The organism is Hymenobacter mucosus (assembly GCF_900188255.1).
Classification (GTDB): Bacteria; Bacteroidota; Bacteroidia; order Cytophagales; family Hymenobacteraceae; genus Hymenobacter; species Hymenobacter mucosus.
In genome coordinates, this window is sequence record NZ_FZNS01000001.1 from 294,926 (window position 1) to 308,415 (window position 13,490).

Below are 13,490 nucleotides of genomic sequence, written 5' to 3' on the forward strand. Positions count from 1 at the left end.
TCGTCGTGGTTTAGGTCTTGGGGGTTCGTTTCTTCTGACACAGTAGGGGGTGGCACTTGCCACAATTATTGTTCTTGTACCTCTCTCCTACCTCCTGGTTATCAGTGAGGAAGAAGGTTAAAAAGCTAGGCTCATCGTACTGGGCGGCAGCGAAGCTCCACCGCCCAGTGTGCTACGCCAGATCTGCCTCGGCTACTTCGGCCAGCGGCAATACATCAGACGTCACCAGATCTTTCTCTAAACGCAGATTTTCGATGATGAATTCCTGCCGGGCTGGTGTGTTCTTACCCATGTAGTAGTTCAGCACCTGCTGGATGGAGCGGTCAGATTGCAGAATCACGGGTTCCAGTTTGATGTTGTCGCCAATGAACTTACCGAACTCGTCGGGGCTGATTTCGCCTAGCCCTTTAAAGCGCGTCACCTCGGGGTTGCGACCCAATTGGCGCATAGCCGTCTGCTTTTCCTGCTCGTTGTAGCAGTAGATAGTCGTCTTCTTGTTGCGGACGCGAAACAAGGGCGTTTCCAGAATGTACACGTGCCCGTTGCGCACCAAATCGGGGAAGAACTGCAGGAAGAAAGTCAGCAGCAGCAACCGGATGTGCATACCGTCCACATCAGCATCGGTGGCAATTACCACGCGGTTGTAGCGCAGGTTTTCAATGCCTTCCTCAATGTTGAGGGCGTGCTGCAGGAGGTTTAATTCCTCGTTTTCGTATACAATCTTCTTTTTCAGGCCAAAGCAGTTCAGGGGCTTACCACGCAGGGAAAAGACAGCCTCCGTTTCTACGTTGCGGCTCTTTGTAATGGAGCCCGAAGCAGAGTCACCCTCAGTAATAAACAAGGTAGTCAGCAGTGCCTTTTCCTCGTTTTTGGTTTCGTCTAGGTGCAAACGGCAGTCCCGAAGTTTGCGGTTGTGCAGGTTGGCTTTCTTGGCACGCTGGTTGGCCAGCTTCTTCACCCCCGCCATGTCCTTGCGCTCCCGCTCGCTCTGCTCAATGCGCTTTCTGAGAGCTTCTGCCGCAGCTGGGTTTTTGTGGAGGTAATTGTCGAGGTGCTCCTTTACGAAGTCCAGAATGAACCCGCGTACCGTCGGCCCATCCGGCCCCATGTTGATTGAGCCAAGCTTGGTTTTCGTCTGGCTCTCGAACACAGGCTCCTGTACGCGCACCGAAATGGCTGCTACAATGCTGGCCCGAACATCCGCCGCATCGAAATCCTTCTTGTAGAACTCGCGCAGTGTCTTCACTACCGCCTCGCGGAAGGCGGCCAAGTGCGTACCACCTTGGGTAGTATACTGCCCGTTCACGAAGGAGTAATACTCCTCCCCATAGTCATTGCCGTGGGTAAGGGCTAATTCGATATCCTCCCCTTTAAGGTGAATAATGGGGTAGCGCAGACTTTCCGGATCGGCTTTACGAGCTAATAGGTCCAGCAGGCCGTTCTGCGAGTAGTACTTCTGGCCGTTGAAGTTGATGGTCAGTCCGGCGTTCAGGTAAACGTAGTTCCAGATCTGATTTTCCAGGTACTCCGGAATGAAACGGTAGTTGCGGAAAATCGACTCATCGGGCTGGAAGGTCATCAGCGTACCGTTCCGCTGGCTGGTTTTCACCGGCTTGGGGTCACTGGTGAGGACTCCTTGCGAGAATTCCGCCGACTTCATCATCCCCTCGCGTACACTCTGCACCAAAAAGTAATTGCTGAGGGCGTTAACCGCTTTGGTCCCGACCCCGTTTAAGCCCACAGACTTCTGGAAGACTTTCGAGTCGTATTTGCCGCCTGTGTTGATCTTACTTACTACCTCCACCACTTTGCCCAGCGGGATGCCACGGCCATAGTCGCGCACTTGCACCCGCTGCTCCGAAATCTTGATTTCAATGGTGCGGCCGTGGCCCATCACGTGCTCATCAATGGAGTTATCAATGACTTCCTTCACGAGCACATAAATCCCGTCATCGTAGCTGGTGCCGTCGCCGAGCTTGCCGATGTACATGCCCGGGCGCAGCCGGATATGCTCGCGCCAGTCCAGGGAGCGGATACTGTCCTCGGTGTAGCCGTGGTCGGGGGTAGCAGGTACTTGTTCTTCAGCCATGAAATCGGTAATCAAATTTGAGGTAAAATAACACAGAAAATTGGCCTTTTCCGCGCTCTACTTTCGCTAGCTAAGTTAGCATTTTTCTTTTTCCCAACCCAGGTCCTACCGCGTTTGTTCCCATAAAAAAGGCAAAAAGCCTAACCCAGCCTCTTTCTCAGCACGTTCTTAATCCCAATTTTATTAGCAAATGTTTCCTCCTGCCAGTCAACATCACTTGCCGCCTTCTGGTCATAAGCCTAGTGCGGTAGTCAAGCAGACGCCAATTATTCAGTTTGCCTTCTTCATGATCGGGGCGGTACTGTTAGTGTATTCCCTCCGAGTCCTGGACGATATCTTGCTCCCGCTGCTGTTCTCCGGGGTATTCACGCTCCTGCTCCTACCCGTGTGCCGGTGGTTAGAGCTTCGGGGTATGCCCCGGGTCTTAGCTATTATAGTGTGCTTGCTATTGGTAATAGCCTTACTTGCCGGCATTATCTTAGGCTTTGGCTCCCAGCTTGCTCAATTCAAAAATGAGATACCCAAGCTGCAAGTCAAACTGACCCAGTTCTTCAATGAGACTCAGGAATGGGCCCACCTGAAGTTCGGGTACGAGCCCATGAGCATTGACGACCTGAAGGAAAGCACAGTGAAGGCCCTGAAGAAATCAGGCGGAACGTATTTGGGTACTACGCTTAATACTACCACGGCCGTACTCGGAAACCTGGCTCAGGTGCTGATCTACGTTTTCTGCTTTCTGTACTACCGGGACCACCTGCGCCAGTTTATGTTCCGGTTTGTGGCGCCCGATAAGCGTACTAGCGTGCTGCACACAGTCGACAACATTCAAACCGTTGTGCAAGCCTACATCTCGGGCCTGTTCAAAGTTATCATCATCGTATCGGTGCTGAACGGTATTGGGCTCGTGGCGCTGGGCGTGAAATTCGCCATCTTCTTTGCCATTTTCGCTTCTGTGCTAGCCGTGATTCCCTACATCGGCATCATGATTGGAGCTACCATACCAGCCATTATTACGTTGGTTGAAACGGGTTCCGTGGTACAAGCCGCCTTGGTAATTGGGGTATTTGTGGTGGTACAGTTCCTTGAAGGCAACTTTATTACACCCATGATTACCGGCTCTCAGGTGAGCATCAACCCCCTAGCCGCTATTCTGGCCCTAATCTTGGGTGGAGAGCTTTGGGGTACCCCAGGCATGATTCTGAGTATTCCGCTGATGGCAGTAATTAAAGTAGTACTAGATGCTAGCAAGGTGACTGAGCCTTGGGGCTTCTTATTAGGCGACACGGCCGAGGGCGAAGACTCAACTAAACCTGAAACCAAGCAACCCAACGGCATCCAAAAGCTCTGGCACCGCATGCTCGGTAAAGCAGCCTAATTAAGAGCTGCTGCTGCTTGTTCCAACGCCTCCATTGGTCTGCCAGTGGAGGCGTTGCGCGTAAATACCTCAGGCAGAACGCACACTGACGCACCGAAATTTTGCACACTGGTTTTAGCAACCTCGAGCGGAAACCCGCGGTATACTCCCCCAGATGCCACTTCCGGCGTCTTTGTACCGACTACCATCCAACCCTAATTCCGTTCATCATGGCAACTATCACTGGCGAAACCGCCCGCGCATACAACGACCTCGTAGAGATTAACAAAACGGCCGCCAAAGGCTACCAGGAAGCCGCCGAAGGGGTAAGCAGCCCAGATCTGAAATCGAAGTTTAGCGAGCTAAGCCAGCAGCGCGCCCAGTTTGCTTCTGAGTTGTCGCAGCATGCTAGCCAATATGGCATTTCAACTGAAGATGGCAACACCGTAGAAGGTGTAATTGCCGATGCGGCAGCAGCTGTACACCGCGGCTGGATCAACATCAAATCTGCCATTACAGGCCAAGACGACTCTGCTATTCTAGGCGAGTGCGAAACCGGCGACGCCACGGCACTGACTTCGTACGAAACGGCATTGAAATCGACAGAGCTTCCTACCGAAGCCCGCTCGGTAATCGAGAAGCAGCACAGCGAAATCCTTTCGGCTAAAAACTGGATTACCCAGCAGAAAGGCAACCGCTAAGCAACTTCGTTAAGCACAACAAAAAAGCCCGCCCCTTCGGCGGGCTTTTTTGTTGTGGCCCAGGCGCAGCAAGTGCTGTTCGGGGTAGTATACACCAAACGCAACCTTTCTCGGGCGTATCTTTGTTACCAATTGCATTAGCATCATTCATTACCCGATTTCGCGCCCGATTTGTACGCCATCATCGACCTTGAAACCACTGGTGGGCAGCCCACGCAGGACCGCATCACAGAAATTGCCATCTACATTCACGACGGTGATAAAGTGGTAGATGAGTATAGCACCCTGCTGAATCCTGGCCGGTCTATCCCCTTCTTCATTACCCAGCTCACCGGGATAAATGATGATATGGTGCGCGACGCACCTAAGTTTCATGAGGTGGCCCGCAAGGTGGTGGAAATGACAGAAGGCTGCGTATTTGTGGCCCACAATGTACGCTTCGACTATTCTTTCCTGAAGAAGGAGTTTGCTGATCTGGGCTACAACTACTCGCGCAAAACGTTATGCACGGTGCGCCTCAGCCGCTCCCTAATGCCGGGCCAGCCGAGCTATAGCCTAGGGAAGCTGTGCCAAAACATTGGGATTCCTCTGCACGACCGGCACCGCGCTGCCGGCGACGCCGCGGCTACTGCTATCCTGTTCGACCGCCTGCTTAAAATCAGCCAGCAGGAAGAAGCTCTCAAAAGTCCGGCTCTTTCCCCCGCCGAAACTCTAGCAGCGGTAGATGCTACCGCTCCCTCGGGCCGTTCGGCTACTACACCCAAGCAGCCCTCGCCCCGGAAAGTGAAGGCCGTGCAGGAAGCTATACGCACGGCCCTCCTACCGCCAAATATCACGCCTGAGAAGGTAGCCTCCCTTCCACAGGAGGCTGGCGTGTACTACTTCCACAACGAGCAGGGCGAGGTGATTTATGTGGGTAAGAGCATCAATATCTATAAGCGCATCCAGCAGCACTTCGCCGTCGATTACAAGTCCCGCAAGAGCTTGGAGTTCAAGAACTCCATCTCGGACATTACATGGGAGTTGACGGGCTCGGAGTTAGTAGCGCTGTTGTACGAATCGCATGAGATAAAGCGACTGAAGCCCCTCTACAATCGTCAGCAGCGGCGCTCAGTATTCCCCGCGGGCATTTTCCTGCGCACCGACGAGAATGGCTACAAGCACTTGTACTACGGCCGCGCTGATGATCATGCTGAGTCGCACCCACTGATTGCGCTTGGCAATCAGTACAAGGCCAAGGGGTTCCTCTTTCACAAGGTAGCGAAGTTTAACCTCTGCCAGAAGATGTGTGATTTGTACAAAACCACCGGCTCTTGCTTCGACTACCAGGTTCACCGCTGCAAAGGTGCCTGCATTGGGTTAGAGCCAGCCGAGGAGTACAACCAACGGGTAGAAGCGGCCATTGAGTCGTTTACGTATGAGCACGGCTCGTTTGTAGTAGCTGGAGCGGGCCGTTCGGCTACAGAGAAAAGCGTAGTGGTGGTTGAAAACGGGCGTTACCTGGGCTTCGGCTACGTAGACGAAACCTTTTCGGCTCGCAAGCTCAACGACTTTAAGGACGTCATCACCCGCTACAACGACAACAAGGACGTGCAGCAGATAATCCGGCAGTACCTGCGCACCAAGCACAAGGACAAAGTAAAAATCTTCAAGTAGCGCACGTATTCACCCTGCTTTTAAAACAGCTTGGCGCTGGGTATACTAAAGGAGGCACTATACTATTGAGCTGTTTGGGGCCATTGCGCAGCATGCATCTTATCGTTGAAGCGGGCATGTGGTACGCGCGTATGGGATCGGCATCCGCCAGGGCACATGCTGGCGACAACTGAGTAATTTCTGGGTAGAAAGGCGACAGTGATTGACTCTTTTACACAGCCTGCCCCAAGTAAGAACTGAGCACGGAAAACTCTCGAAGCCCTCACTGAGTTGTTTCGACATCGGCGGGCAGGCGACGACCATTAAGCAGCAAGCAAGAACAGTGGCACGCTTAGGCACCTTCCAAGATTAGCTGGTACCTGTAACAGGTTTCGCTACCCAACACTGGTCGCATCCAACGCACCACCAAGAAATGCAGGTCGGAACGGTACGTTAGGGTAAGGACCTCAGGAACAGTAAACTCTTGCATCGCTTGGGGCTAGAGCCCAATGCTATCAATTATGCCTCATTGCTTCTGGGCTGGTAGAATGACGAGCAGTTGCTGGCTACTCCACCAGCCACTCAATGAGTTGGCACCTATCACCTTGCCTAGAACAGACGGTGACGCAGCAACCAGCCTGCCGCATCAAACTCCTGGGCTTGAGGTTGATATTTCTCTACCTTAATTGGGTCCGCGACCCGGAGAATGTTGCCATCCCCGCTATCAAATATTGTAACGTGGGGGGAGGCACCAGCGGCCAGGGTAGCCGTAAACAAATCCTGACCTGCGCCATCGTAGAGGCTAATGGTAAATTGGGAGCTAAGAGCACCGCGCACCTCGAAGGCATCATTTCCTCCCAGCCCGAAAATGCGAATAATGCGGGTTTGGCGAGCCTCGAACGTACGCTGGCTAATAAGCTGGTCGCCCTGGGGCAGCAGGCGGAACAGTTGCACCCGAACTTTGTCGGTGCCCACAGCTTCAACCACAAAGCGCTCCGCCTCATCTGTACCAGGAAGCTCTATCTCACGGGCTAATAGTTGGTAAAACTTGTCGGCCACAGCGGGCAACTGCTCGCGGCGGCTACGCAGCTTCTGGTTGAACTCTGTCGTGCTCATTTTCTGCACTTCCGCGGGCCATACGTGCAGGGCATCTGCAATAACCTGATCGGTAAGCTGCCGCTGGAGCGAGTCACTGATTTGGCGGAAGTCGTCGTGCGTGAGGTAAGCCAGCAACGACTTATCCATGGGCAAAGCCGCCCGATTCAGGCCCTCCACATCTTGCAGGCGAATGTTCTCGTGGAAGCTTTGGTAGTTGGATTTCACCCACCCAATAATGTGGGTTAGGAAACCATCGTCGAACTTAAAGAAAGCATGGTCCCGGTCGCGAGGAATGGCACGGTACACAGTAGCGCCGCTACCGGTTGAGAAGCTAGCCCAACGCCACTGGTCCTCGCGGCGGCTCCAGTCGCCCAGCCACATATCAAAAAGGCGGCTGCGGAGGTACTGGCGCGCATCTACCCGGTATTGGTTGCTAGCTACTAAGTTGGTGAATACCTTCCGTGAGCTTTCTACCTGAGCTGAGCGCCCAAAGCTGGCGACAGTGCGCTGGTCGCCCTCGGGCCGTTCTTCAAATAAATACAGCGCATTGGCAAACGCCGTCCGGTACTCCCCCAGAGCAGGGTCGTCGGCTAGGTACACGAGGCGCGGGTTGGTATGGTACACGCCCGCCGCGTCGGCCAGGGGTGCCACTATGTAAGCGCCGTAGGGATGAATGACGCTGGTTTGGTCTTTCATCAGGCGGCCTATCATGCCACCCTGTAGGCTTACAGGCAAGGCTTTAGTGGCGTCCTTATCTACCGAGCGCAGCACGTACTGCACTCCGTTTTTATCCACTAGTCGCAGGTTCTTGGTTTGAAAAGAGCCTCCCTCCCGAATGGGCGTGAGGCCGCCGGGAACCGCTGTGCGCAGGTTGAACACCGGCGCCGTGACGGGTAGTGCCCACAAGGCCCGGTAGTGCTGCCCCCAAAAGAAACGATATAAGCCACTGCGCTGGTACTGCGGACCGGCGGCCACTACCACGGTAGAATCGGGGCGTATGGCAGGTAGGGCAGTGGTGGAAGGAGCGGCAGGCGAAGAACAGGAATACAGCATCAGACACCCCAGCAAGCCCGCTGGTAGGCGCCCCTTAGCAACCCAAGAAAATAAAGGATGAGGCACAAACGTGGGTATTACAAGGACAAGATGGCCGGACCACACGTGTGGCGCCGCCTGTATAGCGCAAACTTGCCCCTTGCGGTTGTTGAGCTGACGGTTGTTGAGCTCACTGTTGACTTTTCAGGACAAGTTGCGTTGAAGGACATAAGCTGCGTTTTTTAACTCCTGCATGATCTTACGTCTCCTCCCGCCACTGCTACTACTAGGTGCGGTGGGCTGCTCCCGCGACACCTTTTTTCAACCGGATGCCCGGGTAGCCTACCCCGCACCCCTTCCACCGGGGGCCGATAGTGCCCGCGTGACGGCGGGGCGCCACTACAAGCACGGCCCCCTACATACACTACTGCTAGGCCCGCACTACCGCCAAACGTGGAGCCAACCTGTTACCCTACCCGTCTTTAAGCCCGCTACTGTTGTAGCAGGGGGGCTGAAGTTTGAAAAGCTAGGGGGCGGATTCCAAACTACCAGCATGACCCTGGTAGACCCGAGCGGTCGTAGCTACGCCTTGCGCAGCATCGACAAAGACCCGTATAAAACCCTGCCCAAAGTACTGCGCCAGGGCTTTATACTAGGCACTGTGCGCGATGCTACCTCGGCGGGCATGCCCTACGGCGCCTTTGTGGTACCTCCGCTGGCGGAAGCGGCTGGTGTACTGCACACTACTCCGCGCCCCTACTACGTGCGCCTCGATGAACAAGGGCTTGGCCAGGCGTCGGAGCGCTTGCAGGGCGATGTGGTTATGCTAGAGGATAAGTTTTCAAACAAGAACGACCGGGTAGATGCCTTGCGCGAGGCTGAAGAGTTTGAGGAAAGTGACGTTGTACTTTCGGAGCGGTATAAAAATCAAAAAAACCGGCTCGACGAATCAGCTTACCTACGGGCCCGGCTGCTCGATTTATGGATTGGAGATTGGGACCGACACGAAGGGCAGTGGGACTGGGCGGCCTTCGCCCAACCCGACGGCACCCGCTTATGGCGGCCCATCCCTAAAGACCGGGACCAAGTATTTTTTCGGTTTGATGATGGCCTGCTCTCGTGGGTAGTCAGCCGCATAGTGCCTAAGTTCCGCACTTTTGGGCCCCACTACCAAAGCATTGAGGGCTATACTCGCAACGCCCGGTTCATAGACGAACGAGCCTTGGCTAGTATGACGGAAGAGGCCTACCTGCGCACCGCTAAGGACTTGCAACAGCGCCTTACGGATGATGTAATCAAACAAGCCGTGCGCCAAGGACTGCCCAAAGAAGTGTACCAGCGCGAAGGTGCGCGAATGGAAGCAAACCTGCAGGCGCGTCGCGCTCAGCTCCCTAAAGCCGCTCAGGAATTCTACCACTTGCAGGCTCATCGGGTGGTAGTACCTGGCTCCGACCAAGAGGAACGCTTTGTAGTGGAGCGGCTAAATGATACAGCTACTGTAGTTTCCGTATATGGGCAAGCCAAGGGTGGCAAAGACTCTCAAGGTGCCCCCCTGCTCTACCAACGGCGCTTCAACCCGCGCGATACGCATACGGTGGTATTGCACGGCTTGCAGGGTGAGGACGAGTTTATCGTGAGCGGCTCGGTAGCTAAGTCACCCTTCATCGATATTTACGGAGGCCCCGATGAAGACATCGTGCGTGATAGTTCTCATGTGGGCGGCTTGCGCAAGAAAACCCGCTTTTTCGATACCGCCCGCAACAATGAGCTGATTGGCGGTAAGGAAACCAAAGACCGCACCGAGCATAGCGTGGTCTCCCACGCCTTTGACCGGGACGGGTCGGGAAGGTAAGCTACTGTTATCCTACAGTACACCCAGTACGAAAGAAGGGCCCCGGCTGAACCATGGTTCAGCCGGGGCCCTTCTTTCGTACTGGGCACTTTGTGTTTTATAGCTTTGGCTTTTCTAGCTCCTGCAGCATATCCAGTACCATATGCTCGGTGGGCGTAAGCAAGTCATTTTCGCTGGGGTCGGCGTCGTGACGGCGCAGGTAGTCAATCAGTTTGTCTGAGTTAAACAACTCCACTACTTGGGGGTGAATGTAGTACTTGGAGCAAACGCTGGGGGTATTGCCCAGGTTTTCAGCTACGTCTTTCACCGCCCGTTTCAAGGTTTTGGGTTTGGGAAAGTTAGGTTCCTCATCCAATACCCGCTCCAGGCACTCCACCATTTTCACGGTGCCGCCCCAGGTGCGGAAGTCCTTAGCCGACAAGGCCATGCCCGTTACCTGGTGCAGGTATTCGTTCACGTCGCCCGATTCTAACTCTTGCCGGTGTCCGTCGGGGGTGTAGTATTGAAACAGATGCTGCCCCGGTATTTCCTTGCATTTCTGCACGAGGCGGGCCAGTTTTCGGTCGTGAATGGTGAGGTCGTGCGCTACCCCCTTCTTACCCACGAAGGCAAAGCGCACGTCGCTGCCTTGCACCTGCACGTGCTTGTCGCGCAGAGTAGTGAGGCCGTAGGTCTTGTTTTTCTTGGCGTATTCCCGGTTGCCGATCCGAATAAACGACTGGTCCATGAGCGTAAGCACCAAAGCAATGACCTTCTGCTTGTCGAGTTGGGGGCGCGCTAGGTCCTTGTGCATTTGTTGGCGCAAGGTAGCCAGCTGCTCGCCGAAGGCGCGCAAACGGCTAAACTTGGTTAGACTGCGCGCTTGGTCCCAGGCGGCGTGGTAGAGGTACTGCTTGCGACCTTTGGCGTCGCGGCCCGTTACCTGCAAATGGGAGTTCGACGACGGCGAAATCCACACGTCCGTCCAGGCCGGAGGAATCACAAAGCTATTGATCCGGGCCAGGGTTTTCTCGTCGGTTATGGGCTCTCCCTTGGCCGTATGGTAGGCAAAGGCTCCGTCGGAACCGGCAATCCGAGTATGGCCCGGTTTCACGTCGGTGAGGTAGCGCAGGCCCGCCAGCTCAGCTTGGCGAGCGGGGTCCTTATAGAGCACGTGAGCCTCTTCAAGGGGCTCTAGGCGCTTCTTCTTGGTTTTTGGGCGGGCAGAGGTAGTGGCAGACATGGCAGAACAAAAAACCCGCCAGCCAAAGGAGCCGCGGGTTCAGGTCCTACGCAAAAGCTCATCCGGAAGTTAATACTGCCCCAGCCCAGCCCGGCTCCATTGCTAATATCCGCTTCGGTAGGTCAGGTGAACTGGCCTCATTCTTTTACTCGCAGCCATATTTTTCGGGCTGATTTTCCGTTGGATAGAAGAAAGATGAGCGCGGCGACAACTCTACCACGGGCACTAGCGTACCGCAGCAGCCACATTCTGGCACCGTTTTTTCTACTCGCCTGGGCATAATCCAACCGCTTCACTCCCCAACCCTCTCCTTATTTCATGCGTCATTACCTTCTTAAACCTTGGCTATTCCTTGGCCTGCTAATTACTCTTGGCACTGCAGCTTCCTGCTCGAAAGACGGGGACGGGGTGCTGCTATTTTCGGTAGAAGATGACAAAGCCCTGGGCGAACAAGTAGCGCGCACCACCGACTCTACCTACCGGGCCAAGAGACAACTGCTGGAAAAGACGTCGAACGCCCGCGCCTACGCTCTACTCAATCAGATAGTGGAGCGCGTGCTTAACTCGGGACAACTGCAGTATCGCACTGAGTTTCCCTGGGACGTACAGATCATTAAGGATGATAACACCCTGAATGCTTTTGCTACTCCCGGCGGCCACATTTACGTATTTTCTGGTCTCATCAAATACCTCGACAGCGAGGAGCAACTGGCAGGAGTGCTGGGGCACGAAATTGCCCACGCCGACCGGCGCCATACGTCCCGGCAGTTGCAGCAGCAGTACGGCATCAACCTGCTGCTCAGCGTGCTCCTAGGCAACAACCCCGGTCAGCTTGCGCAAATTGCTACCGGCCTGGGTCAGCTCAAGTTCAGCCGCGACTACGAGCAAGAAGCTGATGACTATTCTGTCGTTTACCTCAATGGCACCAACTACTACGCCTGCGACGGTGCCGCCGGCTTCTTCATCAAAGCCGAAAAAGAAGCTACCGCCAGCACCCCCGAGTTTTTGAGCACCCATCCCAACCCTGGTTCACGGGTAGAGGCCATCCAAACCAAGGCCACGCAGCTGAACTGCCGCAACCGAACTTCCAGCAGTGCTGCTTTCAACGAGTTGAAGTCGCTGCTTTAGTTCTCGCGAAGCCATTCCCCATAAAAAAAGCCAGCTGCCGAGGTAGCTGGCTTTTTTTATGGGGAAGAGCAACCTAGAGGCGCACTACTCTGGCGAAGCTGAACAGGAATTTAAGGCCCGTAGCCTAACTCCACGGCCCGCTCAACCGTTACTGGAAATTCTCCATCCTTACACGTACATGGCATCTTTACTCAACAAACTCAGTGACTGGTCGGAACGGGCTGATGATGTACTGACGCGGGCGCGGGCCCGTCTCGGGTTGCTTCATCCCTTACAGGTAGTATCGTACCGGAGCTATGGCACGCCCGACCGGCTGTATGTAAAAGGGCGGCTCCTGACTGATAAAGGCATTGGGGAGCCCGACCCGTCTGATTCGCGCTGGCACAATTTGCTGAACATGTACCGCCGCTTTGATAGCAACGAAATCAGTGGGGCAGTGCTAGATGTGCGCCCTGCCGATGGCTCGGCCCATCCCGTAGTGACGGACGAAGAGGGCTACTTCACCCTAAACCTGGAACCCAAAGTTCTCCCCGAGCCTATCGACTACCTCTGGTACCCCGTTGACGTGGCCGTGCAGCAGGTACCTGCTCCGTTTCCTTTGCCCGCCCAGCTCGCTACCCAAGCTATGGTGTTGATACCGCCCGCCGATGCGGAGTACGGCATTATCTCCGACCTTGATGATACTGTTATTCAGACTTCGGCTACCGACTTGCTGCGTATGGCGCGCACGGTTTTGCTACGCAACGCCCGCTCACGCCTGCCCTTTAAGGGAGTAGCTGAGTTTTACCGCCAGCTACAGCTAGGCCGTAACGGCAAGCGTAACAACCCATTCTTCTACGTGAGCAGCTCGCCTTGGAACCTCTATGATCTGCTGGAAGACTTTCTCAACCTCAACGATATTCCTCCCGGACCGTTACTGCTGCGCGATATGGCACTGGGCGGCAAAAAGGCGGGCGATGCTTCGGCCCACCATGGCCACAAGCTCAAGGAAATCGACAACCTCCTGCTCACTTATCCTAAACTGCCCTTCGTGCTCATCGGCGACTCGGGTCAGGAGGATGCCAACATTTATCGCGAGGTAGTGCGGCGCCACCCTGGGCGTATCCTTGCCATTTACATTCGTGACGTGAACTTGCCGGAGCGCTCGGCCATGGTGGCGCGCGTATCGGAGGAGTTACGCTCCGACAAGGTGGAAATGCTACTGGTGAAAGACACCGTGCAAGCCGCCGAGCACGCAGCCGGCGCAGGCCTAGTTTTCCAAGAAGCTGTTTCGGCTGTAGAAGCCGAGAAGCAGAAAGACGAACAACCCGACGACAACGGCGAGTTAGATGGCAAAGGCTCCGGTCAGCCAGTGATGAAGTAGGTATCCCCTACCGAAA

At 54.9% G+C, this 13,490-nt stretch carries 9 protein-coding genes; 6 read left to right on the forward strand and 3 right to left on the reverse strand.

The window, feature by feature from the left end; all coding sequences use genetic code 11:
• Positions 1-172 precede the first annotated feature (172 nt).
• Positions 173-2,089: a DNA topoisomerase IV subunit B gene (locus CHB83_RS01275; protein ID WP_045688695.1), complete on the reverse strand. Its 1,917-nt coding sequence runs from the start codon at positions 2,087-2,089 to the stop codon at positions 173-175.
• Positions 2,090-2,279: 190 nt separating this feature from the next.
• Between CHB83_RS01275 and CHB83_RS01280 the strand changes: the two genes are divergently transcribed.
• The 3 genes from CHB83_RS01280 (at position 2,280) to CHB83_RS01290 (ending at position 5,800) form a co-directional block, all read left to right on the forward strand.
• Positions 2,280-3,464 (forward strand): AI-2E family transporter, encoded by a 1,185-nt coding sequence (locus tag CHB83_RS01280; protein ID WP_082455670.1) that lies wholly within the window; start codon positions 2,280-2,282, stop codon positions 3,462-3,464.
• 209 nt (positions 3,465-3,673) lie between these two features.
• The gene (locus tag CHB83_RS01285) at positions 3,674-4,144 is read left to right on the forward strand and encodes a ferritin-like domain-containing protein (protein WP_045688690.1); all 471 of its coding nucleotides are present in this window, start codon (positions 3,674-3,676) and stop codon (positions 4,142-4,144) included.
• A 171-nt stretch (positions 4,145-4,315) separates the two neighbouring features.
• On the forward strand, positions 4,316-5,800 hold the full coding sequence (locus CHB83_RS01290) for an exonuclease domain-containing protein (protein WP_089331406.1): 1,485 nt from the start codon (positions 4,316-4,318) through the stop codon (positions 5,798-5,800).
• A 588-nt stretch (positions 5,801-6,388) separates the two neighbouring features.
• On the opposite strand, the gene CHB83_RS01295 is transcribed toward CHB83_RS01290, so the two are convergent.
• Complete coding sequence (locus tag CHB83_RS01295; RefSeq protein ID WP_089331407.1) at positions 6,389-7,930, reverse strand: hypothetical protein; 1,542 nt, start codon at positions 7,928-7,930, stop codon at positions 6,389-6,391.
• 232 nt (positions 7,931-8,162) lie between these two features.
• Here CHB83_RS01295 and CHB83_RS01300 point away from each other — a divergent pair, with 232 nt between their 5' ends.
• A complete protein-coding gene (locus CHB83_RS01300) occupies positions 8,163-9,761 on the forward strand; it encodes a hypothetical protein (protein ID WP_089331408.1) in 1,599 nt (532 codons plus the stop codon).
• Between the two features lie 97 nt (positions 9,762-9,858).
• On the opposite strand, the gene CHB83_RS01305 is transcribed toward CHB83_RS01300, so the two are convergent.
• Positions 9,859-10,983 (reverse strand): DNA topoisomerase IB, encoded by a 1,125-nt coding sequence (locus CHB83_RS01305; RefSeq protein WP_089331409.1) that lies wholly within the window; start codon positions 10,981-10,983, stop codon positions 9,859-9,861.
• 318 nt (positions 10,984-11,301) lie between these two features.
• Here CHB83_RS01305 and CHB83_RS01310 point away from each other — a divergent pair, with 318 nt between their 5' ends.
• Positions 11,302-12,111 (forward strand): M48 family metalloprotease, encoded by an 810-nt coding sequence (locus CHB83_RS01310; protein ID WP_089331410.1) that lies wholly within the window; start codon positions 11,302-11,304, stop codon positions 12,109-12,111.
• Positions 12,112-12,289: 178 nt separating this feature from the next.
• Positions 12,290-13,474 (forward strand): App1 family protein, encoded by a 1,185-nt coding sequence (locus tag CHB83_RS01315; protein WP_089331734.1) that lies wholly within the window; start codon positions 12,290-12,292, stop codon positions 13,472-13,474.
• Positions 13,475-13,490 lie beyond the last annotated feature (16 nt).

Excerpts from the sequence above, each read along its gene's own strand:
- CHB83_RS01275 (WP_045688695.1), bottom strand. The coding sequence starts at position 2,089 with ATGGCTGAAGAACAAGTACCTGCTACCCCCGACCACGGCTACACCGAG.
- CHB83_RS01280 (WP_082455670.1), top strand. The coding sequence starts at position 2,280 with ATGTTTCCTCCTGCCAGTCAACATCACTTGCCGCCTTCTGGTCATAAG.
- CHB83_RS01285 (WP_045688690.1), top strand. The coding sequence starts at position 3,674 with ATGGCAACTATCACTGGCGAAACCGCCCGCGCATACAACGACCTCGTA.
- CHB83_RS01295 (WP_089331407.1), bottom strand. The coding sequence starts at position 7,930 with ATGCTGTATTCCTGTTCTTCGCCTGCCGCTCCTTCCACCACTGCCCTA.
- CHB83_RS01300 (WP_089331408.1), top strand. The coding sequence starts at position 8,163 with ATGATCTTACGTCTCCTCCCGCCACTGCTACTACTAGGTGCGGTGGGC.
- CHB83_RS01305 (WP_089331409.1), bottom strand. The coding sequence starts at position 10,983 with ATGTCTGCCACTACCTCTGCCCGCCCAAAAACCAAGAAGAAGCGCCTA.
- CHB83_RS01310 (WP_089331410.1), top strand. The coding sequence starts at position 11,302 with ATGCGTCATTACCTTCTTAAACCTTGGCTATTCCTTGGCCTGCTAATT.
- CHB83_RS01315 (WP_089331734.1), top strand. The coding sequence starts at position 12,290 with ATGGCATCTTTACTCAACAAACTCAGTGACTGGTCGGAACGGGCTGAT.